20 protein-coding genes and 2 pseudogenes are annotated in these 24,604 nt (G+C 50.2%); 9 read left to right on the forward strand and 13 right to left on the reverse strand.

What is annotated here, in order from left to right:
• Positions 1-31: 31 nt before the first annotated feature.
• Together rfbB and rfbD are read right to left on the reverse strand one after the other, a co-directional pair.
• Complete coding sequence (rfbB, locus tag QJT81_08635; GenBank protein ID WGZ96026.1) at positions 32-1,075, reverse strand: dTDP-glucose 4,6-dehydratase; 1,044 nt, start codon at positions 1,073-1,075, stop codon at positions 32-34.
• A gap of 11 nt (positions 1,076-1,086) precedes the next feature.
• Positions 1,087-1,731: a dTDP-4-dehydrorhamnose reductase gene (rfbD, locus tag QJT81_08640; GenBank protein WGZ96465.1), complete on the reverse strand. Its 645-nt coding sequence runs from the start codon at positions 1,729-1,731 to the stop codon at positions 1,087-1,089.
• 112 nt (positions 1,732-1,843) lie between these two features.
• On the opposite strand from rfbD, the gene QJT81_08645 reads away from it, so the two are divergent.
• Positions 1,844-2,899, forward strand: coding sequence for a transposase (locus QJT81_08645; GenBank protein ID WGZ96027.1), 1,056 nt, complete (start codon positions 1,844-1,846; stop codon positions 2,897-2,899).
• 179 nt (positions 2,900-3,078) lie between these two features.
• On the opposite strand, the gene QJT81_08650 is transcribed toward QJT81_08645, so the two are convergent.
• From QJT81_08650 to cysC, 7 genes are read right to left on the reverse strand one after another with little or no spacing between them, the layout of a single operon-like run.
• Positions 3,079-3,393 (reverse strand): sugar nucleotide-binding protein, encoded by a 315-nt coding sequence (locus QJT81_08650; protein ID WGZ96028.1) that lies wholly within the window; start codon positions 3,391-3,393, stop codon positions 3,079-3,081.
• Entirely contained in the window at positions 3,390-3,938 is a 549-nt protein-coding gene (gene rfbC / locus QJT81_08655; protein ID WGZ96029.1) for a dTDP-4-dehydrorhamnose 3,5-epimerase, read from the reverse strand. The genes QJT81_08650 and rfbC overlap by 4 nt, the downstream gene beginning before the upstream one ends.
• Positions 3,935-4,819, reverse strand: coding sequence for a glucose-1-phosphate thymidylyltransferase RfbA (rfbA, locus tag QJT81_08660; GenBank protein ID WGZ96030.1), 885 nt, complete (start codon positions 4,817-4,819; stop codon positions 3,935-3,937). The genes rfbC and rfbA overlap by 4 nt, the downstream gene beginning before the upstream one ends.
• Before the next feature lie 14 nt (positions 4,820-4,833).
• Positions 4,834-6,096: a UDP-N-acetyl-D-mannosamine dehydrogenase gene (gene wecC / locus QJT81_08665; GenBank protein WGZ96031.1), complete on the reverse strand. Its 1,263-nt coding sequence runs from the start codon at positions 6,094-6,096 to the stop codon at positions 4,834-4,836.
• Positions 6,097-6,115: 19 nt separating this feature from the next.
• The gene (gene wecB, locus QJT81_08670; GenBank protein ID WGZ96032.1) at positions 6,116-7,237 is read right to left on the reverse strand and encodes a UDP-N-acetylglucosamine 2-epimerase (non-hydrolyzing); all 1,122 of its coding nucleotides are present in this window, start codon (positions 7,235-7,237) and stop codon (positions 6,116-6,118) included.
• A gap of 4 nt (positions 7,238-7,241) precedes the next feature.
• Positions 7,242-8,408, reverse strand: coding sequence for a nucleotide sugar dehydrogenase (locus QJT81_08675; GenBank protein ID WGZ96033.1), 1,167 nt, complete (start codon positions 8,406-8,408; stop codon positions 7,242-7,244).
• 45 nt (positions 8,409-8,453) lie between these two features.
• Positions 8,454-9,080, reverse strand: a complete 627-nt coding sequence (gene cysC / locus QJT81_08680) for an adenylyl-sulfate kinase (GenBank protein WGZ96034.1) — start codon at positions 9,078-9,080, stop codon at positions 8,454-8,456.
• A 438-nt stretch (positions 9,081-9,518) separates the two neighbouring features.
• Between cysC and pta the strand changes: the two genes are divergently transcribed.
• Genes pta through QJT81_08695 form a run of 3 tightly spaced genes read left to right on the forward strand, consistent with a single transcriptional unit; the run spans position 9,519 to position 14,036 of the window.
• Positions 9,519-11,609 carry a phosphate acetyltransferase gene (gene pta, locus QJT81_08685; protein ID WGZ96035.1) on the forward strand — a complete coding sequence of 697 codons (2,091 nt, stop codon included), beginning with the start codon at positions 9,519-9,521 and terminating at the stop codon, positions 11,607-11,609.
• Complete coding sequence (locus tag QJT81_08690) at positions 11,606-12,745, forward strand: acetate kinase (protein ID WGZ96036.1); 1,140 nt, start codon at positions 11,606-11,608, stop codon at positions 12,743-12,745. The genes pta and QJT81_08690 overlap by 4 nt, the downstream gene beginning before the upstream one ends.
• Positions 12,702-14,036, forward strand: coding sequence for an FGGY-family carbohydrate kinase (locus QJT81_08695; protein WGZ96037.1), 1,335 nt, complete (start codon positions 12,702-12,704; stop codon positions 14,034-14,036). The genes QJT81_08690 and QJT81_08695 overlap by 44 nt, the downstream gene beginning before the upstream one ends.
• On the opposite strand, the gene QJT81_08700 is transcribed toward QJT81_08695, so the two are convergent.
• Positions 14,033-15,415 (reverse strand): VWA-like domain-containing protein, encoded by a 1,383-nt coding sequence (locus QJT81_08700; protein ID WGZ96038.1) that lies wholly within the window; start codon positions 15,413-15,415, stop codon positions 14,033-14,035. The genes QJT81_08695 and QJT81_08700 overlap by 4 nt on opposite strands.
• Positions 15,416-15,532: 117 nt before the next feature.
• Positions 15,533-16,954: pseudogene (locus QJT81_08705) on the reverse strand (PEP-utilizing enzyme).
• 220 nt (positions 16,955-17,174) lie between these two features.
• Here QJT81_08705 and QJT81_08710 point away from each other — a divergent pair.
• Positions 17,175-17,555, forward strand: a complete 381-nt coding sequence (locus QJT81_08710; protein ID WGZ96039.1) for a transposase — start codon at positions 17,175-17,177, stop codon at positions 17,553-17,555.
• Between the two features lie 117 nt (positions 17,556-17,672).
• Positions 17,673-18,002 (forward strand): hypothetical protein, encoded by a 330-nt coding sequence (locus QJT81_08715; protein ID WGZ96040.1) that lies wholly within the window; start codon positions 17,673-17,675, stop codon positions 18,000-18,002.
• On the opposite strand, the gene QJT81_08720 is transcribed toward QJT81_08715, so the two are convergent.
• The gene (locus tag QJT81_08720; GenBank protein WGZ96041.1) at positions 17,980-19,491 is read right to left on the reverse strand and encodes an IS66 family transposase; all 1,512 of its coding nucleotides are present in this window, start codon (positions 19,489-19,491) and stop codon (positions 17,980-17,982) included. The genes QJT81_08715 and QJT81_08720 overlap by 23 nt on opposite strands.
• Positions 19,492-19,544: 53 nt before the next feature.
• Here QJT81_08720 and QJT81_08725 point away from each other — a divergent pair.
• Together QJT81_08725 and QJT81_08730 are read left to right on the forward strand one after the other, a co-directional pair.
• Positions 19,545-20,324: pseudogene (locus QJT81_08725) on the forward strand (transposase).
• 246 nt (positions 20,325-20,570) lie between these two features.
• Complete coding sequence (locus QJT81_08730; GenBank protein WGZ96042.1) at positions 20,571-21,365, forward strand: RNA-guided endonuclease TnpB family protein; 795 nt, start codon at positions 20,571-20,573, stop codon at positions 21,363-21,365.
• Between the two features lie 56 nt (positions 21,366-21,421).
• On the opposite strand, the gene QJT81_08735 is transcribed toward QJT81_08730, so the two are convergent.
• The gene (locus QJT81_08735; protein ID WGZ96043.1) at positions 21,422-22,630 is read right to left on the reverse strand and encodes a S8 family serine peptidase; all 1,209 of its coding nucleotides are present in this window, start codon (positions 22,628-22,630) and stop codon (positions 21,422-21,424) included.
• A gap of 140 nt (positions 22,631-22,770) precedes the next feature.
• Between QJT81_08735 and uvrC the strand changes: the two genes are divergently transcribed.
• Entirely contained in the window at positions 22,771-24,603 is a 1,833-nt protein-coding gene (gene uvrC, locus QJT81_08740) for an excinuclease ABC subunit UvrC (protein ID WGZ96044.1), read from the forward strand.
• Position 24,604 lies beyond the last annotated feature (1 nt).

Raw genomic sequence — 24,604 nt, forward strand, 5'->3', positions numbered from 1 at the left:
ATAAACTAATTTCTAATATATTTAAATAACATTAATTTTTTATTAGATTTTGAAAATCTGGATTTTTTAAATACCATTCTAATGTTTTTATTAAACCAGAGTTAAATGTTTCAACGGGGATATAACCAAGGTCATGACGAATTTTTTTATTATCAATGGCATATCTTCTATCATGTCCGAGTCTGTCTTTTACATACGTAATATATTGCTCATGTGGCACATTAAGTGAGTTAGAAAGATAAGAATCTAATAAGGCACATAATTCACGTATCAGATTAATATTAGTTTGTTCATTATTGCCACCTATATTATAGGTTTCCCCAATTTTTCCTCTACGGATAATTAAATCAATTCCACGACTGTGATCATCAACATACAACCAATCTCTGATTTGTTGGCCATCACCGTATATAGGAACGGTTTTTCCTTCCAATAAACATGATATAGCAAGTGGGATTAGCTTTTCAGGATATTGATAAGGACCATAATTGTTTGAACAGTTGCTAGTTGTGGTTTGTAACTTATAAGTGTGTTGATAGGCTCTGACAATATGATCAGAAGCTGCCTTACTTGCCGCATACGGTGAATTTGGTGCATACGATGTGGTTTCCGTAAATGCAGGATCAGTAGGAGAGAGTGTTCCATACACTTCATCTGTCGAAACATGATGGAAACGATGTGCAATCCCCGGCTTTTCATCTAACCAAATTGTTTTTGCCGCTTTCAACAAGCTATGTGTGCCATCAATATTGGTTTTCAGGAAAGCATCAGGACCATAAATAGAACGATCAACATGTGATTCAGCTGCAAAGTGTACTATCGTGTCAATATTTTCTTCACGAAGCAATTCAATCACTAAGGCTTGATCGAGAATATCACCATGCACAAAACGGAAATTACTTTTTCCATCATGAGCTTGTAGATTTTCGCGCCGTCCTGCATAGGTCAATGCATCTAGTACTACAATATGGGCATCAGGGTATTGCTCAAACCAATAATGCACAAAATTCGTGCCTATAAAACCAGCTCCGCCAGTGATGAGTAAACGTTGAGGATTATGTGTAGCCGTTGTCATATAAAGTTACTTTATGAATTTCTTTGTTTAAGTTCGCCCAGCATAGCACGTAAGCTGTCACGCCAATGGGGGAACGGTGTTTCTAATATACTTTCAGTTGTGCTTTTATCCATCACACTGAAAGTAGGTCGTTGTGCAGGTGTTGGGTAAGCTACGCTGCGAATAGGTTTAATCGGTATAGTATTTGTCAATATGCCTAAAGTTAAAGCTTCTGTTTGAATAGCGACTGCAAAGTCATACCAACTTGCTACTCCATTATCAGCACAGTGAAATATGCCTTGTGCTTGCTTGTCGACTAATGCCCATAAAGTAATAGCTAACGTCCGTGCCCATGTCGGTGTACCTATTTGATCATACACTATGCTCAATTGTGGCTTGTCAGTCATGAGGCGCAACATTGTTTTTACAAAGTTATGTCCATGAGATGAATAAAGCCATGAAGTACGCACAATTAATGCTTCAGGTAGCAGCGTTTGTATTACTTGTTCGCCTGCTAATTTACTCGAACCATAAACACTGAGTGGTCTAGCTGGTGTATTAGGCAGATAGGGGGTTGTTTGTTGTCCGTCAAACACAAAGTCAGTGGAAATTTGCACCAGTTGAATGTTTTGACCATTAGCACAGCGTTCAGCGACAGCTTTTGCTAATAGAGCCACTTGCAAAATTACATTTTCAGCGTGAACCTTCCTTCATCTGAAGGAAAAAAGAAGTGTGGGCTGCCGTTTTCGGCGATAATAGAAGCATCAAAACAACCATTAAGCCCACGCTATGAATTCTACCGAACGCGCCCTGATTGCACAACGCTGGAGTTTGCTGCAAATTGAAATACTGCCTTGCTTCAATGATGCCTTTGGCACATTGACCCCCAAGCTTGAAAAGCTCATTCACGTACTGGAGCTGACGCGCATTGAAGATTTTGTGCGCTCTTTTCGTGATGGGTCTGGACGGCCAGCGACGGAGCGATCTTGGTTTGCCAATGCTTTTGTCGCCAAAAGCGTGCTCAATATTGTCAATACGCGAGCACTCATTGACCGGCTGCAAAACGATCGCTCCCTGCGACGCATCTGCGGGTTTCCCCTGACCAAGAAACTGCCTTCCGAATCCACCTTTTCACGTGCCTTCGCTGAATTTGCTGAACAGCGTTTAGCGGAACGTGTGCATGAAACGTTGGTGAAAACGTATTTGGGCGATGCGCTGATCGGCCACCTGTGTCGGGATTCAACAGCCATTGAGGCACGTGAACGGCCTGTTGCCGAGGAAAAGCCAAAGAAAAAACAAGGGCAAACACGGATTCAGCGCCAACGGGAACAGTCACTTCAGCAAGCACTCGATGAGATACCGGTTCAGTGTAACCGGGGGACGAAGAAGAATGCCCAAGGCTACAAGCACAGTTGGAACGGCTACAAACTGCATATCGATACCGCCGATTGTGGTGTCCCGATAGCAGCCATTCTGTCTTCCGCCTCCTTTCACGACAGCGGGGCAGCCATCCCACTCTCTCAAATCAGTGCCCAACGTGTCACCAGTCTCTACGACCTGATGGATGCGGCCTATTGCAGTGCTGATTTGCACGAATACAGCCGTCATCTGGGGCATGTCCCTCTGATTGATCACAATCCTCGCGGCGGACAGAAAGAAGCGTTTGAACCTGCTGATGCCGAGCGTTACAAAATTCGCAGCACCGTAGAACGAACCAATGCCCGCCTGAAGGATGAATTTGGTGGTCGGAATGTGTGGGTGCAAGGTGCGCAAAAAGTTTACAGCCACTTGATGTTTGGGATTTTGGTGTTGAGTGCTGATCAACTGATGCGTGTCTTGTTATAAAGCGACTGGGTTTGAAAAAACACGGGAAGACTGACTGAAAAACAGGAGCAGTCGCATCGGTATGGGTGAAATTTAGCAAAAGTTACGGTAAAACTGAAAAAGCTCAGGTTTCGTTGGTCAAATTGAGTAAAAAATCGGCTGAATATGCGGCGTTCGGTCAATGCTGAAAATTGAGCAACTCAGTTTGTCGGATTTTGCAAGTCGCTCAATAGTTCAGGAGCTGTGGCATTAATACGCCATGCATTAACTTGATCAGTTTCGGCTTTATCGACTGCTGTGTAAGCGGCTGCGTTGACGATAATGTCAGGTTTGTATTTATTCAGTGCAGCCTCAATTTGTAGCGGTTGGGTAATGTCCAGTATATCTGCATCGGTCGCTATCAGCATGTATTTGGAGGGACAGGTAGCTTTTAATTCAAAACCCAGTTGTCCATTTGCACCCGTCACCAGAACCTTGATTAGAGATTCATTTCTTGGTAGAAATTGATGATTCATGCAAATTTATCCGCTTCATGCCAGTATTTACCTGCCGCATCTTTCGCAGAGAGTTGCGGCATTTCTCCATTAACCAACGGCCACTGGATACCAATTGTAGAATCATTCCAATGTAGGCAACGATCGTATTGTGGCGCATACGGCTCAGTGCATTTATACAAAAAATCAGCAGATTCACTTAACACATAAAAGCCATGTGCAAAACCGGGTGGAATCCACAGCATACGATGATTATCCGCGCTGAGTTCAATACCAAACCACTGCCCAAATGTTGGTGATGATTGGCGTAGGTCAACAGCGACATCAAAGACTGCCCCGGTAGTTACTCTTACCAATTTTCCTTGGGTTTGCTGAAGCTGATAATGCAGGCCACGTAAGATACCTTGCCCAGAACGGCTATGGTTATCCTGTACAAAGGTGAGATTTAAACCTAATGAGACAAGTGTTTCGCTATTCCACGTTTCCATGAAAAAACCACGCGCATCCCCAAAAACAGTAGGTTCGATGATTTTGACATCGGGGATATGTGTTGGAATCAGTTTCATGCTACTAATCCTATAAGGTAATCGCCATAGCCACTTTTCTTCAAGGGTTCTGCTAATCTGAAGAGTTGTTCTTGATCAATAAAGCCCATTCGCCAGGCAATTTCTTCAGGGCAAGCAATTTTTAACCCTTGTCTTTCTTCAATTACACGAATGTAATTAGATGCATCCAGTAATGAGGCATGTGTACCCGTATCTAACCAAGCTGTGCCTCGTTTTAGCATTTCAACCTGTAATTGCCCTGCTTCAAGATACATTTGATTAAGAGTGGTGATTTCCAATTCGCCACGAGGCGAAGGTCGTACCTCACGTGCCATATTTACGACTTGGTTATCGTAAAAATACAAGCCAGTCACAGCATAGTGTGAGCGTGGTTTAGCAGGTTTTTCTTCAATGCTCAATGCCTTACCCTGGGGGTCAAAATCCACTACGCCGTAGCGTTCAGGATCTTTAACATAATAAGCAAACACTGTTGCTCCATTTTTTTGTTGGGAAACGGTTTGTAAGCGTTGTGAAAGCCCTTCTCCGTAGTAAATGTTGTCACCTAAAATTAAAGTGGTCGGTGCATTTCCTACAAAGTCTGCTCCGATTAGAAATGCTTGTGCTAGTCCTTCTGGTTTTGGTTGTACCGCATATTCAATATTTAAACCCCACTGTGAGCCATCAGCTAATAATTGTTGGAACTGGCTAGAGTCTTCAGGTGTCGTGATGATCAGAATATCTCGGATATCGGAAAGCATCAGCACCGTCAGGGGGTAGTATATCATAGGTTTATCATAAACAGGCATAAGCTGTTTGCTAACTGCTTTCGTTAGTGGGTACAAGCGTGTACCACTCCCTCCTGCAAGAATAATACCTTTGCGTTTACTTAATAGAGTTGACATTTTTTTACTCTCTACTATTGAATAACACCGCAGAAATCGAAAAGATTGACGAGTCGTATTTGAGTCGTCTTAAATTCTTTGTGAGCGACTAATAACATGAAAATATCAGCTTTTTTTAGAGAATCTTCAAGCGATGCGAGTTTGAAAGAGCTGGTGTTTATACCCAACTCATGGGGATTGATTAAGAGGTCGATATTTGGTTCTACAGCAATAATACTTAAATTTTCCTGACTTAACTTCTGTACAATATGTAAAGCAGGTGATTCGCGTAAGTCATCAATATCTGGTTTGAATGCTAAGCCAAGACAAGCAATCACTGGTTTTCTGCCGTTATCACGTTCAAAAATCAGTGCGGAATTTTTAATTTTCTCAATAACCCACTCAGTCTTATAGTTATTGACTTCCCGTGCAGTACGAATCAGAGGTGACTCATCTGGTGTCTTGCTAACAATAAACCAAGGATCTACAGCAATACAATGCCCACCAACCCCCGGCCCTGGTTGTAGAATATTCACCCGTGGATGACGGTTGGCCAGTTTAATTAACTCCCAAACATTAATATCCAGCTTGTCACAAATAATAGAAAGTTCATTAGCAAACGCAATATTCACATCGCGGAAGCTGTTTTCTGTCAGTTTACACATTTCTGCGGTGCGTGCGGTGGTTGAGATGCACTCACCTTTCACAAAGGTCTGATATAATTCAATGGCACGTTCAGAACAGTGTGGGGTCATGCCGCCAATAACACGATCATTGTTCACCAGTTCTTGCATAATTTTGCCCGGTAACACGCGTTCAGGGCAGTAGGCGAGGTTGATGTTTAATATTGGGTTTTGGATATTGAATGGGTGAGGGACAAGATCAGGGCGTTCTTCCGATAACCATTGGGCGACATCCTCAGTGGTACCAACAGGAGAAGTCGATTCCAGTATCACTAAATCACCCTGTTTCAACACTGGGGCAATAGAGCGTACCGCCGCTTCTACATAACTCACATCTGGCTGATGATCACCTTTGAAAGGCGTTGGTACAGCAATCAAAAACGCATCCGCTGGCTCTGGTACAGTCGTCGCACGCAAATAGCCGGTAGTTACAGCAGTTTTCACTACATCATCTAAATCAGGTTCGACAATATGAATCTTGCCCTGATTAATCGTATCAACTGCTATTTGGTTTATATCAACCCCAATAACTTTCTTGCCAGCAGAAGCAAATGCCGCAGCAGTAGGCAGACCGATATAGCCCATACCGATAGTGGAAATGGTTTTAAAAGCCATAATTTATTCCCAATCCTGATTAATTCTTGTTTAGCAGTGTTTGCACAATCCGTTGACAGGCTTTGCCATCGCCATATGGATTGTGTGCAAAGCCCATCGTTTCATAGGTGTGGCGATCATCCAGCAAAATGCTGGCTTCCTGTACAATCTTATCGGCATCCGTTCCCACCAGTTTTACCGTGCCTGCCTGTACAGCTTCTGGGCGTTCGGTAGTGTCACGCATCACTAATACCGGCTTACCGAGTGAGGGGGCTTCTTCCTGAATTCCGCCAGAATCGGTCAAAATCAAGTAAGCCCGATTCATGAGGTATACAAAGGGTAGGTAGTCTTGTGGGTCAATCAAGTGAATGTTGCTGTTGTGACTCAGTAAACGATTCACTGGCTCATGGACATTTGGGTTCAAGTGCACTGGGTACACAATCTCCAAATCATCCCGCTGGGCAAGCTGTGCCAGTGCCTGACAAATACGCTCAAACCCATCCCCAAAACTTTCTCGCCGATGCCCTGTCACCAGTAGCAATTTCTTCGTGGGATGTAAAAAACGGAATTGACTCGCTAACTGGTCTTCCAGTGTGGAGTTTTGTTGAATCCGCTGGATAACCTCTAGTAGTGCATCAATAACGGTATTGCCTGTAATGATAATTTGTTCAGACGCAACATTTTCTGTCTTCAAGTTCTCCGCAGCCAATGCTGTTGGAGCAAAATGCAGGTCGGTAATTGCACCACTCAGCTTACGATTAATCTCTTCTGGCCAAGGGGAGTAAATGTTGCCAGTACGTAACCCTGCTTCTACGTGTCCAACTGGGATTTTCTGATAATATGCCGCCAAACTTGCGGCAAATGTTGTTGTTGTGTCGCCATGTACGAGAATCCGGTTAGGCTGGAAAGTTGTCAATACACCCCGTAACTCGGTAAGTACGCGACAAGTAATATCGGTTAAATCTTGCCCTGGTTGCATGATGTTCAGATCGTATTCCGGCACGATATCGAACAATTCTAATACTTGATCCAGCATTTGGCGGTGCTGCGCGGTAACACACACTCGAGCATCAAAAGCAGGGTTGGCTTGCAATGCTTTTACTAAAGGAGCCATTTTGATGGCTTCTGGGCGTGTGCCAAAAACGATGAGGATTTTTTTCATTTAGTTAGTCACTCCCAAACACATCTCGCGTATAGACTTTTGCAGCGACATCCCGAATATCATCGGTTACACGATTCGCCACAATCACATCACTCATCTGCTTAAATGCTTCCACATTACGTATTACTGCCGAGCGGAAAAACGTTTCTTCGCCCAACACTGGCTCATACACCACCACATCAATCCCCTTTGCTTTGATACGTTTCATAATCCCCTGAATCGAAGAGGCTCGAAAGTTATCCGACCCCGCCTTCATAATCAGCCGGTAAATCCCCACTACCCTTGGGTTACGACGGATAATGTCATCCGCGATGAAATCCTTACGGGTGCGGTTAGCTTCCACTATCGCATTGATTAGGTTTTGCGGCACTTGGTTGTAGTTCGCCAACAACTGTTTGGTGTCTTTTGGTAAGCAATAACCGCCATAACCAAACGACGGATTGTTATAATGGTTGCCAATACGCGGGTCGAGACACACTCCGTCAATAATCTGGCGCGTATTTAGTCCATGTGTCGCCGCATACGTATCCAACTCATTAAAATACGCCACCCGCATCGCTAGATAAGTATTAGCAAACAGCTTGATTGCCTCTGCTTCGGTCGAATCGGTGAACAGGGTAGGGATGTCCCGCTTGATTGCCCCTTGCTGCAACAATTCGGCAAAAGTTGCTGCCCGCTGGGAACGTTCGCCTATCACAATCCGCGCCGGGTAGAGGTTGTCATACAAGGCTTTGCCTTCGCGCAAAAATTCCGGCGAAAACAAAATGTTGTCGCTACCAGTGTCTTGTCGCAGCCGTGCTGTATAGCCCACTGGCACGGTAGACTTGATTACTATTACCGCCTCTGGGTTGATAGCCATCACATCCCGCACCACCATTTCCACTGAACGGGTATTGAAGGTGTTGGTTTGCGTGTCGTAATCGGTTGGTGTGGCAATAATCACAAACGCAGCCTCACGGTAGGCATCTGCCTTATCCAATGTGGCACGAAATTGCAGATCCTGCCGTTGCAAGAACGTCTCAATTTCGGTATCCACAATTGGCGATTGCCGTGCATTTAATTGCGCCACTTTTTCTGGCACGATGTCCAACGCCACGACTTCATGGTGTTGTGCCAATAACAAAGCATTGGAAAGTCCGACGTAGCCCGTCCCGGCGATAGCGATTTTCATGGTTTTTAGAAATACTTAGAGTTGAAAATAGTGAGAATTTTAGCGCTATACAAGCGACAATACTTTCCGTTGTTCACTAAGCCGAATATTTCCATGCTGAATAAGATAAGACACAATGCGTTCTACTTCTTCATGGATTGATACATCAGGTGTTGCGGTCAGTTCTGGTGCCAGAGGTGCTTCATACGGTGAATCAATGCCGGTAAAATACTTGATTTGTCCAGCCCGCGCTTTTTGGTACAAGCCCTTGGGATCACGTTCTTCACAGATTTCTAGGGGGACATCCATATACAACTCCATGAACTCACCAGGCTCCAACATATCGCGCACCATCTGCCGATCTGCCCGAAAGGGAGAAATAAATGCTGTAATCACAATCAGTCCAGCATCCACCATCAACTTAGCAGCCTCACCAATTCTGCGGATGTTTTCTACCCGATCTGCATCACTAAATCCTAAATCTTTACTCAAGCCGTGGCGTACATTGTCACCGTCTAACAAGTAAGTGCGAAATCCCATTTCATACAAACGGCATTCTAACGCATCAGCCAACGTTGATTTGCCTGAACCACTTAAGCCTGTGAGCCACAATACAAATGGCTTTTGTCCATTCATACGAATGCGTTCTGCTTTAGAAAGTCGATGGGAGTGCCATGTAAGATTGTTTTTCATAAAGTTAGACTCTGTATTCATTACCTTCTTGCGAGAATTACAATAAAAAAATATTGTCGCTGTTGAGGAAGGTGATTTCCGTGTAGATGGTTATTATACTGATTAGGTTTAATAAGCCGCTAGATGCGCTACCGCCCTACCTTGTATTGCCCGGTATGGTTTCGGTTTGGTATTCCTAATTGATGAGCGATAGCTTAACTCGAAAAGCCGATGAATGGTTGTGATGACGGTCACACGTGTCTGAATAAAGTGACGATCACCCTAAGAAGTAAACAATATAATGCAACGACGTTCATCGGATTGCCACAAAACGCCATTGGCAGCCACCCCTTGATCCGGTATGATAATTGCTGCAATGCACAAAATCATCCAATAGACATACTTCTTGCTCCCATCGCCCCTTGAGGGAGAGGGGCAGGGGGTGAGGGGTAAACACTCGTGTTTCACAGCATCTACATAGCCGGGGCAGAACCCCACAGCGGTAAATCCATCATCGTGCTGGGCATGATGGAAATGCTCCGTGCCATGACACCCAAAGTGGGGTTTTTCCGCCCCGTCATCCGCGAAAATAACGGGCGTGACCCGCTCATTCACCTGATTTCCAAACGTTATGACTTGGATATGGCAGGCAGCGAACGCTACGGCGTGACGCAAGAGGTTGCCCGCAAAATGGTGGCAGCAGGTAACCATGACGAATTGCTCAAACTGATTCTCGCCAAATACCGCGCTGTACAAGAAAAAATGGACATCGTGGTATGTGTAGGCACCGATTTTACGGGGGCAAGTTCTGCGCTAGAACTTGATTTCAATGCCAGCCTCGCCAATCACTTCGGTTGCTTGTTCATGCCCGTGATCAAAGGGCATGGGCGCACCGCCGGTGAAATTGCCGATGCGGTGCGCATGTTGGAAGAGCATTTGGAAGCAGGGCAACACTGCGAGTTGCTGGCAGCCTTCGCTAACCGCGTTCCCCCCAATGAAGTGGATGAGCTGTCCAGCTTATTAAAAGGGTCGCGATTCCCATTTTATGTCTTGCCCGAAAAAAGTTCGTTGGAACGCCCCACTGTGGGTGAAATTGCCCGCGCTTTGCACTTCGATTGCCTCTACGGTACGCCACAGTCGCTGAACCATGAAGTTTCGCGCTACAAAGTGGCGGCGATGCAGGTGCAAGATTTCCTCGGTCATTTGGAAAATTGTACGCTGATTATTACCCCCGGCGACCGTTCCGACATTATTCTCGGCAGTCTGGCGGCGGATGCGTCCAGCAATTACCCGCTGATTGCGGGGTTGGTGCTGACGGGGGGGCAACAACCCGCGCCGCAAGTCAGCAAGCTGCTGGAAGGCATGAATCCGTTGCGTTTGCCGATTTTGTCGTCACCGCTGGATACTTTCGAGACAGCACTCAAAGTGAATGAAGTGGAGGGCAGTATTTTGCCTTCTGACGAACGCAAGATCGCGGTGGCCTTGGGCTTGATGGAATCGTGTGTGGATATGCACCAGTTGCGCCAATTGATTATCCAGAACGTGGGGCAGCGTATGACCCCGCTAATGTTTGAATACGAACTGATCCAGCGTGCTAAAGCACAGCGCAAGCACATTGTGTTGCCAGAAAGTAATGATGAGCGCGTGTTGCGAGCAGCAGAAATCCTGTCCTTGCGTGATGTGGTGAAAGTGAGTTTGCTGGGTGTTGAAGCTGAAGTGCGTGCGAAAGCCTCGCATTTGGGACTGAAATTGCGTGATGTGGCGATTATTGATCCGCGTCAATCGCCGTTGCGCCGCGAGTTTGCCGATGCGTATTTCGAGCTGCGCAAGCACAAATGCCTTGCCCCAGAATTCGCGTGGGACACGATGGCGGATGTGAGTTATTTCGGCACGATGATGGTGCAGTTGGGCTATGCCGATGGGATGGTTTCCGGTGCGGCGCACACCACTCAGCACACGATTCGCCCCGCGTTTGAAATCATTAAGACCAAACCGGGGTGTTCACTGGTTTCCAGCGTGTTTTTCATGTGTTTGGAAGATCGGGTGTTGGTGTATGGCGATTGCGCGGTTAACCCCAACCCGAACGCGGCGCAATTGGCGGACATCGCGGTAACGTCTTCCGACACGGCGCGAATGTTTGGGATTGAGCCACGTACCGCGTTGCTATCGTATTCGTCGGGCGAATCCGGCAAAGGTGATGATGTGGAAATGGTGCGCATGGCGGTGCAGCTTGCTCATGAGAGCCGCCCTGATCTGAAACTCGATGGCCCGATCCAATACGATGCGGCAGTGGATGCCGAAGTGGGCAGTTCCAAAATGCCCAATAGCGACGTGGCAGGCAAGGCAACCGTGTTTATTTTCCCCGACCTCAATACCGGCAATAACACCTACAAAGCGGTGCAACGTTCCGCCAATGCTGTCGCCATCGGCCCTGTCTTGCAAGGTTTGAACAAGCCGGTGAACGATCTTAGCCGTGGCTGTACGGTAGCGGATATTGTGAATACCGTGGTGATTACCGCGATTCAGGCGCAACAGGAGACGGCAGCATGAAAATATTGGTGCTGAATGCGGGCAGTTCGTCGATCAAATACCAAGTGTTTGGCATGGAAGACCAGCAGGTGTTGGTCGGTGGGCTGCTTGACCGTATCGGTGAGGCGGGCAGTGAAATGGCTTCTCACGATGAGGCGTTGGCACGCATTATTCTGCATTTGCAGGCGGCAGGCATTACCGACATTGACGCGATTGGGCATCGGGTGGTGCATGGTGGCGAACAGTTTAAGCAGCCTGCGCTGATTGATGCGGCGGTGGTAGATGCTATCCGCGCCATGATTCCGTTAGCGCCGTTGCACAATCCGGCGAATTTGGCGGGGATTGAAGTGGCGCAACGGCTGTTTCCGGGGATTCCGCAAGTAGCTGTATTTGATACCGCATTCCACCAGACCATGCCGCCGGTGGCGTTCCGTTATGCGGTGCCAGTTGAGTTGTATCGGGAACACAAAGTGCGGCGTTACGGTTTTCACGGCACGTCGCATCATTACGTGGCGCAACAGGCGGCAGCGTATTTGCAACGTGAGTTAGCCGACCTCAATTTGATTACCCTGCATCTAGGGAATGGGTGTAGTGCAACAGCGATTGCGCGTGGCAAAAGCGTCGATACGTCAATGGGCATGACTCCGATGGAAGGCTTGGTGATGGGAACCCGTTGCGGTGATATTGACCCTGCGCTGCATTTTTACTTGCAACGCGAAACGGGCTTGTCGCCGGATGCTGTGGAAAGCCTGTTCAACAAACAAAGCGGGCTGAAAGGCTTGTGTGGTGTGGGTGATATGCGTGAAGTGCAGGCATTGGCGGATACGGGCGATACCGATGCGCAATTGGCTGAGGCGATGTTTGCTTACCGTGTGAAAAAATACATCGGCGCATACAGTGCCGTGTTGGGACAGGTCGATGCGGTGATTTTCACCGGCGGCATTGGCGAACACTCGGCACGTATTCGGGCGCAAGTGTGTGCAAATTTGCAAGTATTCGGCGTATACCCCGATCTTGCTAAAAATGCAGTGCATACCGCAGGCATTATGGCGTTTCAGCAGGAAACTGCTACCCTCAAGCTTTTGGTTATCCCGACCAATGAGGAGCTTGAAATTGCCCGCAGTACCGCCCAACAATTGTTTTTACGCCGGTCTTGATTTAGGCACATCCGGTTGCCGGTTGATCGTTATTGATGGCAATCAGGCGGTGCGGGCAGAAGCGCGGGTGGTTTATCCAGAAGAACCCTCACCCCCGTCCCCTCTCCCAGAGGTAGAGGGGGGAAAGACGGCGTTGTGGTGGGATGCTGTGCAGCAAGTCATGGCTGAAATCCCTGAGACTATTCGCACTACGCTGCAAGGAATTGCGGTGGATGGTACCTCTGGGACTATTTTGCTGGCGGATGCGAATGGCAACCCGACTACGCCCGCGTTGATGTATAACGATGCGCGCGCACTGGAACAATCGCGCCGGATTGCCGCCATTGCACCGCGAGACAGTGGGGCGCATGGCGCAACCAGCAGCCTCGCCAAACTGCTGTGGTTGCTGGAACACTACCCGGATCAGCCGCACGCTTACGTCCTGCACCAAGCCGATTGGATCGCCGGAAAACTCGCAGGGCAATTCGGTTTCAGCGACGAAAACAATTGCCTGAAGTTGGGCTATGACCCGGTAAAGCGCGAATGGCCTGCATGGGTGAAAGCGCTGGTTCCTGAGCACTTACTGCCTAGGGTTTTAGTGCCTGGGGAGAAAATCCCCCCCGCCCCCCCTTTTGCAAAGGGGGGAATAGGAACGGCGGCAGGTTCTCTTACTCCCCCCTTTGCAAAAGGGGGGCTAGGGGGGATTTTTCTTCACGCCGGAACCACCGATAGCATCGCCGCTTTTATCGCGACGGGGGCGAGTGAGTTTGGGGATGCGGTGACTTCTCTCGGCAGTTCCATTGCTCTTAAAATCATCAGTGACAAGCCTGTCTTTGCGCCTGAGTTTGGTATTTACAGCCATCGTTTGGGGGATAAGTGGTTGGCGGGCGGGGCATCTAATAGCGGCGGGGCGGTATTGTTGCAGCACTTTTCCCGCGATGATTTACAGCGTTTGACGCCGCAACTTCAGCCAGATAAGCCGACGGGATTGGATTACTACCCGTTGAGCAAACTGGGCGAACGTTTTCCCCATGCCGATCCGCAATGGCTACCGCGTTTAAGCCCGCGTCCGGCGGATGATGTGCAGTTTCTGCAAGCGATGCTTGAAGGGATGAGCCGGATTGAGAGGGAAGGCTGGCAACGTTTGCATGAGCTGGGTGCGCCTTATCCGCGTACCTTGCGGACGGTTGGGGGCGGCAGTCGCAATCCCGCATGGATGCAAATGCGGGAAAGGCTAATCGGTGTGCCGTTTGTACCGTCCTTGCATGATGAAGCGGCGTTTGGGGCGGCATTATTGGCGTGTGGCGATTAATTCAACTGCACCCGCGTCCCCCACGGCACGGGCGACTTGCCTTTCACCAACCAAATCACCGGATAATTCGGTTGCACTTTGGGGAAATACCCCTGTGCATCCGTGAAATACACCAAAATATCCGGTTGCTGATCTTGGGTTTGCACCCACTCAAACACAGGGCGGAAATCGGTTGAACCACCACCGGGCATGGCTTGCGGTAACGTCGCTTCTTCCCACGGCTCAAAGCGGCGCGGAAAACCTTCTACCACTTCGGAATCACACGCGAGCAAGGTAACAGCAGCGCGAACCTGCCCTTTGATCACATTAATTTCTGATAAACAGTCCTGCAATTCCTTGTCATTCACCGAGCCACTCACATCCAGCGCGACGACGGCGTTGATTTGATAGCTTTTCAGCGTCGGGAATATCGCGGGGTCGCCGCGCCGTGACGAGGGGCGGGCGTAGCTGTAATCATCGCGTGCTACGGCGGTCATGTAGTGCGCCAGCAAGGTACGCCAGGGCAAGCGGGGTTGCAGCAGTTCTTCCACCAAGCGTTTCATGACGCCGCTGAGTTTTCCGGCTTGTTGCGCTTGTTGGGCGGCTCCGGCAAGGCGTTGTTGCCATTGTACGCTGAGGTCTTCGGCTTCTTGCTGGTTCAGTGGGGGCGGTGGGGGTTCGCCATCTTCGCTGGGTTCATCGGGGGATTGTTGTTGGGTGTTGCCGTCGCCTTCGTTGGCATCTTGCGGTTGGGATTCGGCTTCGCCGGATTCGCCCGCGTCTTGTGCGTCAGGTTGCTGCGGTGGGGTGTCGTTATCGGGTTCGGTATCCGTATCGGATTCTTCGGGGGTGTCATCCGCGTTGGTCGGGTTGTCTTGCTTGTCGCGGTTATCCAGCGGGTTTTCGCTTTTGTCGCTGCTGCCTTCGTTGGGGTTGGTTTCCTTGTCGTACAGGTGCTGATCCATCGTTTCGGTCATGTCGTTATCGTCGAGGAGCGGGTAAATCTCCTCGGCACTCATGCCGACGTATTCCTTCATCATAATCATGCCGGGTGGCGGTTTGAGGCCGTCGGCAATCAGGATGGGGTTGATGGCGTAATCACAGGCCAGATCCCAGCGGTGTTTGACGCGGTGGGCGCGGCGGGCGAAATGCGACAAGGCGCAATGCAGGGCTTCGTGGGCGAGGACGAATTGCGCTTCGTCGGTGCGTAATTCCTGCACGTATTCGGGGTTGTAGTAGAACTTGCGGGCATCCGTGCCGGTCGTCGGACACCATGCCGGATTCGCAATTTGTAACGGCAGACGCAGCACGAGTGCACCCAGAAACGGTTTATCCAGAATCAGTTTGGTGCGGGCGGCAACCAGTTTGTCTTCAATGGCTTTGATGTCGATGTCAGGCATGTTGGACGGCAGTTGTTGGGGAAAAATGCCATGGTAGGGGGAGCGGGGGTAATGTGCAAATGGGCATACACAAAGCCAATAAAAAGCCTCTTCCGAGTGGAAGAGGCTCGTGGGGCGCTATGCTGCTTTGTCAGTGACCGCTTTTTCCTTGCCCAGCAGTATTTGGGCATGAGCCGCAGCCAAGCGTGCAATCGGCACACGCGGCCCAGAACAAGACACGTAGTTCAACCCGATTTCATCACAGAAACGGATGGAAGCCGGATGCCCCCCATGTTCGCCGCAAATACCAACCTTGAGGGTAGGGTGCGTGCTGCGTCCCCAGCCAACTGCCAGTCCCATCAAGCGCCCGACGCCTTTCACGTCCAGCACCTCGAAGGGGTTGTCCTGCAAGATTTCGCGTTCGTTGTACATCGGCAGGAACTTGTTCTCGGCATCTTCACGCGAGAATGAGAAGGTGGCTTGGGTCAGGTCGTTGGTGCCGAAGGAGAAGAATTGCGCTTCTTCCGCCAGACTTTCGGCCCGCATACAGGCACGCACCACTTCCATCATGCTGCCAAACTGGTAGCTGACCTTGACGCCGAAAGTGGCTTCGACCTGTTGATGCACCGATTGCACCAGCTTTTTGACGTGCTTAAGCTCTTCGGCGGTACAAACTTGCGGAACCATGATTTCGGGGGAAACCGGGATGCCCGCCTTGGTGCAGTCAGCCGCCGCTTCCAGCACCGCGCGGATTTGCATGGTGTAGCCTTGCACCGATAAACGCAGGTGGCGCAATTACTCCAGCTCATCGACCAGTTGCTGTTCGGAGGGCAGGAATTCGTGGATTGGCGGGTCGAGCAGGCGCACCGTGACCGGGCGCGGCGACATGGTTTTGAACACTTCCTTGAAATCGGCACGCTGGATCGGCAACAGCTTGTCGAGTGCCGCTTGGCGTTGTTCAGCAGTGTCCGCCACGATCATGTCGATGACGATGGGCAGGCGTTCGGCGGCGTTGAACATGCGTTCGGTGCGGCACAGGCCGATGCCCATTGCGCCGTATTTGAGGGCGCGGGCGGCATCATTGGGGGTGTCGGCGTTGGCCATCACTTTGAGGCGGGCAGCTTTGTCTGCCCAGCCGAGCAGGGTGATGAGTTCATCCGAGAAGTCCGCTTCGACTTTGGGTACAGCGCCAAGGTAAATGCTGCCGCTAGTGCCGTCGAGGGTGATGACATCGCCTTCCTTGATGATGGTGTTGCCGACGAATGCCTTGCGTAATTGCACTTCAACGTGGATGTCTTCTGCCCCGGCGACGCAAGGTTTGCCCATGCCGCGTGCTACTACCGCCGCGTGCGAAGATTGGATGAAACGGCGGTAGGAGTCGTAGCCGAAGCGTTCGTTACGGGTGTGGGCAATCAGCCCAACCAGTGTTTGCGAATTCAGCCCAAGGTTGAGGATGGTATCCATCATGCCGGGCATTGACATGGCTGAGCCGGAACGTACCGAAACCAGCAAGGGGTCTGTGGCGCTACCAAAGCGCTTGCCAGTGGCGGCTTCCAGCATTCCCATCTGGTCACGGGTTTGTGCCATGACGCCATCGGGCAACTGGTGTTCAGGTTGAGCTAAGGGGTTTGAAACAGTTACCATAAAATCTATCTAAATCTATTCAAACTTTATCATTTTGGTTAGGTTTATAAAAGCGTAGTGCCGTTTATCCGTAAAAGATAGCAGCAAAAGCACGGATGACTAGACAACTATCACACCGTGCTGCATTCTGTTTGCCATGATCATCAGCCACAAAATCCGCCTTGACCCCAACCATAAGCAAGCGACGTACTTGGCGAAAGCCGCTGGTACAGCACGGTTCGCCTACAACTGGGCGTTGGCAGAATGGCAAACCCAATACGCCGCATGGAAAGACGATAACACCCAGCCAAAACCCAACCAAATGGGCTTGCGCCGCCAATTGAACGCCATCAAACGCGAACAATTCCCCTGGATGCTGGAAGTCACCAAAAACGCCCCGCAAATGGCGATTATCCAACTCGGTGCAGCTTTCAAGAACTTCTTTGCGGGGCGAGCCAAGTACCCGCAATTCAAAAAGAAAGGCAAAAGCCGCGACAGTTTCACCCTCACCAACGACCAGTTCAGCCTTGACGGTTGAGCCACTTGCAAAATTACATTTTCAGCGTGAACCTTCCTTCATCTGAAGGAAAAAAGAAGTGTGGGCTGCCGTTTTCGGCGATAATAGAAGCATCAAAACAACCATTAAGCCCACGCTATGAATTCTACCGAACGCGCCCTGATTGCACAACGCTGGAGTTTGCTGCAAATTGAAGTACTGCCTTGCTTCAATGATGCCTTTGGCACATTGACCCCCAAGCTTGAAAAGCTCATTCACGTACTGGAGCTGACGCGCATTGAAGATTTTGTGCGCTCTTTTCGTGATGGGTCTGGACGGCCAGCGACGGAGCGATCTTGGTTTGCCAATGCTTTTGTCGCCAAAAGCGTGCTCAATATTGTCAATACGCGAGCACTCATTGACCGGCTGCAAAACGATCGCGTAACTGTTCACGGAACAGCTCCCCTTAAGCGGCAAGAAATCCAGTAACCGGATTCAGTACTTGCGGTGGAGGAATCGGCAAACGCACCGTCACTGGTTTTTTGGTCAGTGCCTGCTGGCACGCCTGGCGGATAATTCGGTAAGCACTGACACCTAGGCGTTTGCAGGTTTCCACGATAGTCAGTATTAACGGGCGGAATTGGTCGCCCCGGAAAGATTGGCTGAAAAAACTGGTCTTACGCCAGATGACATAGGGGCGGATGGCACGTTCGGCGGCATTATTGGTCAGAGGAACACCGGGATGACGCAGAAATGTCCATAACATAAGCTCATCATCCAGTAAACGTTGGCACTGGTTGGCGGTTTTAGTGGGCTTATCAGGATGTTGTGCTTGCCGTAAGCCGCTACCTGCCAACAATGTCTGGCGGAAGGCTTCGCGGAGTTTATCCATGCGTTGCCGGTAGAGTCTGTCAGCGTAAGCGCCTGCGAGCCTGCGGTTATGTAAGTGGACAATCAGGCGTGCCAGACGCAGTAAACGTTTCCCTAAGATGCCTGCACGCCCGTAACGTTGTGCCATTTTTTTGAACTTGCGGATGATATGCGCCCAGCACAGTTGCCGCCGTTCAGTGGGGTGGTGGTTATAGCCGCCGTGCTGGTCGGTCACGAGTATGCCATCGAATGCACCCAACAATTCATCCGCTGCGCCTTTGCCGCGTGAGTAATGCGTCATGAAGTACACCACCTGTGGCGAACACATCACCCACAACCATTCACGTTCGCGCCCACGGTAGTGACTGGTTTCGTCCGCGTTTACCACCGGGCTGCTACGCACCGCTTCACCCGCCTGCGCATATAAAGGCGCTAACCAACCGCTGACGGGTGCAGTCGCTTCACTGATCGCACCGCTACTGAAGGATAACTGCCATTGTTCTTCCAGCAGTAACTGGATTTGCCGCGTGGATAGGCGGCAAGCCCCGTTCATCAGGGTAATCCAACTGATCAATCCTGCTCCCATCTGCCCACTGGGGACGTCTTCGGGCAACTCAGCTACCTGACGTTTCCCACAGCAAGTACACGTACCCGCATACAGGCGGTGTTCCGTTACATGGTAAGCGACTTCCGGCAGGTCAAACACCTGATGACGCTGGCTCGGTGTGGTTTCCATCGCCAGATGACCCCCACAACGGCAACAGCCTTCAGGATAATAGTGCTGGATAGCGTCCAGCCGCGATTCCTCCACTAAGGCACGTTCATGTTTGCTGTGCCCCGGCTGACCGCCGCGTTTTAGCGCGCTTTTAGGTTTGCGTTCGCGCTGGGCGCGTTGTTCGGGCGTGTCCCGTGAGGGTGGGTTAGAGGAGTTACTGGAGGAGTCATTCAGGCGTTCTTTTAGTTCTGTCAGTTCCGCTTCCAGTCGTTTGACCCGTGCTTGCAAAGCAACCACCAACGTCAGCAGATCACGGTTAAGCTGCTGGGAGGCTGCCAAATCGGTGGGCAACGCAATGTCGGTAAAATCGGTGGTGATGGTCAGATCGTTCATTCATCAAGCATAGCTCAAGCTGTGGCAGTTGCAAGCTCGTGAACAGTTACAACGATCGCTCCCTGCGACGCATCTGCGGGTTTCCCCTGACCAAGAAACTGCCTTCCGAATCCACCTTTTCACGTGCCTTCGCTGAATTTGCTGAACAGCGTTTAGCGGAACGTGTGCATGAAACGTTGGTGAAAACGTATTTGGGCGATGCGCTGATCGGCCACCTGTGTCGGGATTCAACAGCCATTGAGGCACGTGAACGGCCTGTTGCCGAGGAAAAGCCAAAGAAAAAACAAGGGCAAACACGGATTCAGCGCCAACGGGAACAGTCACTTCAGCAAGCACTCGATGAGATACCGGTTCAGTGTAACCGGGGGACGAAGAAGAATGCCCAAGGCTACAAGCACAGTTGGAACGGCTACAAACTGCATATCGATACCGCCGATTGTGGTGTCCCGATAGCAGCCATTCTGTCTTCCGCCTCCTTTCACGACAGCGGGGCAGCCATCCCACTCTCTCAAATCAGTGCCCAACGTGTCACCAGTCTCTACGACCTGATGGATGCGGCCTATTGCAGTGCTGATTTGCACGAATACAGCCGTCATCTGGGGCATGTCCCTCTGATTGATCACAATCCTCGCGGCGGACAGAAAGAAGCGTTTGAACCTGCTGATGCCGAGCGTTACAAAATTCGCAGCACCGTAGAACGAACCAATGCCCGCCTGAAGGATGAATTTGGTGGTCGGAATGTGTGGGTGCAAGGTGCGCAAAAAGTTTACAGCCACTTGATGTTTGGGATTTTGGTGTTGAGTGCTGATCAACTGATGCGTGTCTTGTTATAAAGCGACTGGGTTTGAAAAAACACGGGAAGACTGACTGAAAAACAGGAGCAGTCGCATCGGTATGGGTGAAATTTAGCAAAAGTTACGGTAAAACTGAAAAAGCTCAGGTTTCGTTGGTCAAATTGAGTAAAAAATCGGCTGAATATGCGGCGTTCGGTCAATGCTGAAAATTGAGCAACTCAGTTTGTCGGATTTTGCAAGTCGCTCGGTTGCCGCATCCGCATTCCCAACCTTGGGTTAGTGCGGATGCGGGAAACGTTACGCTTTTCCGGCAAAATCCTCTCTGCCACGATTTCCCGCACCGCTGACCAGTGGTTCGCCAGCATCACCGTGGACACCACCTCAAACCACCTCCCGCCTGCCAAAAACCAAGGCACGGTAGGGGTGGATTTGGGCGTATCTGCACTGGCAACCCTATCAACGGGGGAAAAAGTGGTTGGGGCAAAGCCGCATAAAGCCTTGCTTTCCCGCCTAAAACGGCTCTCGCGCAGCCTGTCCCGCAAGGTCAAAAGCAGTGCCAACCGCCACAAGGCGAAGCAGAAGCTGGCAAAACTTCACGCACGTATTGCCAACATTCGCCAAGACAGTTTGCACCAACTCACCACGGATTTGACCCGCCGATTCCACACCATCGGCATTGAAGATTTGAACGTATCGGGCATGGTGAAAAACCGTCATTTATCCCGTGCCATCAGTGACATGGGATTCTTCGAGTTCCGGCGGCAACTGGAATACAAGGCGGAAATGCGGGGTGCGGTGGTCGTGGTGGCTGATCGGTTTTTTGCTTCGAGCAAGACGTGTTCTGCTGCTGGCTGTGAGCATAAAGTGGAGAAGCTGCCACTGTCGGTACGTGAATGGACTTGCCCCGTTTGCGGTGCAGTCCATGACCGTGACGTAAATGCCGCCAAGAATTTAGAAGAATACGCCGTGAGTTACACGGTGTCTGCCTGTGGAGGGGAAGACTCTGGTCTTGGGCGCAAGCCGAAGACGAAACCAGCCCCCGTGAAGCAGGAATTCAACACCATGACTACTTTTAGTTAGCTATAGGTAGATTTGGGTAGGTTTGAAATAACGGTGATTCATCACGCCCTTACAGTTTAGTTGAGCGGTGCTTGCACAATACCTGTACCTACGTCATCTTCTTCACTGTCTGGGTCAAGGGCGGCGTAAGTACCACTGGCGATGAGTTGTGCCATCAAGCTTTGGCTTTCGACACGCCCGGTCATTTCCAATTGGCGTTGCGCCCACAGTGCGGCAACCCCGGCTGCATGGGGTGTTGCCATGCTCGTGCCATCCATGCTGGTCAATTTATCGCTTCCCGCTTCAGCAGAGAGAATGTCAACCCCTGGAGCGCTAATATCGGCTTGGTTATTGGAGAATTCAGCAATCTTCAAGCCTTTGTCGGATTCGCCAAGCGCCCCAACCGCGATAATGCCAGTGCCTGCGGCAGGTGGTGCCACTGAAATTTCGTATTTGGGGCGATTGCTTTCATTACCGGAGGCCGCAACAATGATTGCGCCCTGTCCGAACGTGCTGTATGCCTGTACGAAACGTGCCAGTTCGGTGAATAAGTTAACGTTGGCCCGGTATTCTTCCAGTGCCATGGAGGTGGCAGGGTTAACGTTCATGTTTTCCTGTTGAACCAGCCAGTCCACATAACCGGGGAAGTCGATTCCGACCGACATTGAAATGACGTGTGCCCCTTCGTGCAGTGCCCATTGGATCGCTTTTGCAAGAGTAGCTGAGGTGCCACCGCCTTCACCCAGCACTTTGCCGATCAATGCACGTTCGATATTGCGGGCAATGCCAATGCGCGTACCGTTAACGTCCTGTCCAAAAATGGTTCCGGCGCAGTGTGTGCCATGGCCATTGAGGTCGTTGGGTTCTTCGGTGGTGAAGTTTTGCTGTACCAGTGCCATGCCTGCAAAAGCAGGGTGATGTGGGTCGATACCCGTATCCAGCACCGCCACGCTGATGCCAGTGCCGTCAAAACGTGATTCGGGAGCACGCACCGCTTTGACTCCCCACGTTGCGGTGGTGTCAAGGGGAGGGGAGGGAGGTGTGTCCGTAGCCTGCCGTCTGACCGGGGCAATGAGTTTGAGCGGCATTGGCATCGCAATCGCACGGGTACGCGGGTCACGGCGTAGATCGTTGCGTTCCCGTTTGGTCAGATCGGCTTCTTCCAGTTTGATGGTGGCAGGTGGGCGGGAAAAGGTATTCACCCCTGCGCCCCGCGTTCCCATATCGCCACGGGTGGGTGAAGAGATTTCCCGGCTACGTAAAATAATGTATTTTTCTGTACTCATTGTAATTTCCCCGCTTGTTCTGAGTGTGATGCAGAATACCTACTAACTATAGTCGGCTTTGGGATTGCCAGCCTGTAATTTTTATGCAGTCTGAGTAACTTCAACAGCAACTTACTGTGTGCTGTGGCAAAATAGCAACTATGCAAACCGAATTGCCCAATTTTGATCCCAAAGACTTCCTCAAGACCGCCCCCCACAAACCGGGCGTATATCGGATGCTGGGTAAAGATGGCGCAGTGCTTTACGTTGGTAAGGCCAAAGACCTGAAAAACCGCCTGTCGAGCTACTTTCGCGGTACGCTGACCAATTCGCGCATTTTTGCAATGGTAAAGCAAATTTGTCAGGTGGAAATTGCTATTACCAACACCGAAGCCGAAGCGTTGTTGTTGGAAAGCAACCTGATCAAACAACATTCGCCGCGCTACAATATTTTGCTAAAAGACGGTAAGGGCTATCCCTACATTCACATTACCGCAGGCGAATACCCCCGCATTGAATTTTATCGTGGGTCACGTAAACAACCGGGGCAATATTTTGGCCCTTACCCTAGCGTGGGGGCGGTGCGTCAAACCATGCATTTAATGAAAAAATTGTTTAAAGCACGCCAGTGTGAAGACAGTTATTTCGCCAATCGTTCACGTCCGTGCCTGGAATACCAAATCAAGCGTTGTAGTGCGCCATGTGTGGGTTTGATTGATAAGTCGGACTATGCACAAAGCATTCGTCATGCGGTGCAATTTCTGCAAGGGCGTACCCAAGAGGTGATTGACGAGCTGGTGCAAAAAATGGAAAGCGCCGCCATGACCCTGAATTTTGAGAAAGCAGCGGAATACCGTGATTTGATTGAAAGTTTGCGGCACATTTCCCAACAGCAATACGTCAGCGGTAGCAATGGTAATGTCGATGTGGTGTCGATTTGTTTAGGCTCAGGTGTTGCCAGTGTGCAGGTATTTACGGTGCGTAATGGTAATAATCTCGGCAACCGCAACTTTTTCCCCAAACTGCCCGATGATGAGGCGCATAGTGCTGAAATTCTAAGCTCATTTTTAGCGCAGTATTACCTGAACCATGATGTTCCGGGTGAAGTTTTAGTGTCGGAAATGCCCGATGATGCGGATGTGTTAGCGGATATGCTGACCCTCAAGCAAGGGCGTAAAGTGGTCATTCGCCAACCGCAACGGGGTGAACGGAGTAAGTGGGTGGAGTTGGCGCAGCGTAATGCTGAACAGGCGTTGCAAATGCAAGTGCTTTCCCGTGCCGGGATGCAGCAACGATTGTTTGCGGTGCAAGAAGCGCTGGGCATGACAGCCTTACCCGCCCGCATGGAATGTTTCGACATCAGTCACACGATGGGGGAGGCGACTGTCGCCTCTTGTGTCGTGTTCGACCTGAATGGTCCACTAAAGTCAGAATATCGGCGTTATAATATCGAAGGTATTCAACCTGGAGATGATTATGCAGCGATGCGTCAGGCATTGACCCGTCGGTTTCGTCGAGCGGTTGAGCAGGAAGGTAAACTCCCTGATATTCTGTTCATTGACGGTGGCAAAGGTCAGGTCACGCAAGCTTTGGATGTATTGCGTGAATTACACGTGCAGGGTGTTGAAGTTGTTGGTGTGGCAAAAGGCGAGGGGCGCAAACCGGGGTTAGAAACCTTGATTATCGAACAGGGCAAGGAACGCTTGGTATTGCCAGAACATTCGGCAGCTTTGCACCTGATCCAGCAAATTCGTGATGAAGCCCACCGTTTTGCGATTACGGGGCATCGTGCCCGGCGGCAAAAAGCACGCACACAGTCACCTTTAGAGCAAATTGAAGGTCTGGGGGCGAAACGGCGGCAAGTGTTGCTGCAACAGTTTGGTGGTCTGAAAGCGATTGAACGTGCCAGCGTGGAAGAGTTGACGAAAGTGTCGGGAATTAGCCCCGTATTGGCACGTAAAATTTATGATTTCTTTAACGGAGAAGAGAGTTGAT

This window comes from Candidatus Thiothrix putei (assembly GCA_029972225.1).
GTDB lineage: Bacteria > Pseudomonadota > Gammaproteobacteria > Thiotrichales > Thiotrichaceae > Thiothrix > Thiothrix putei.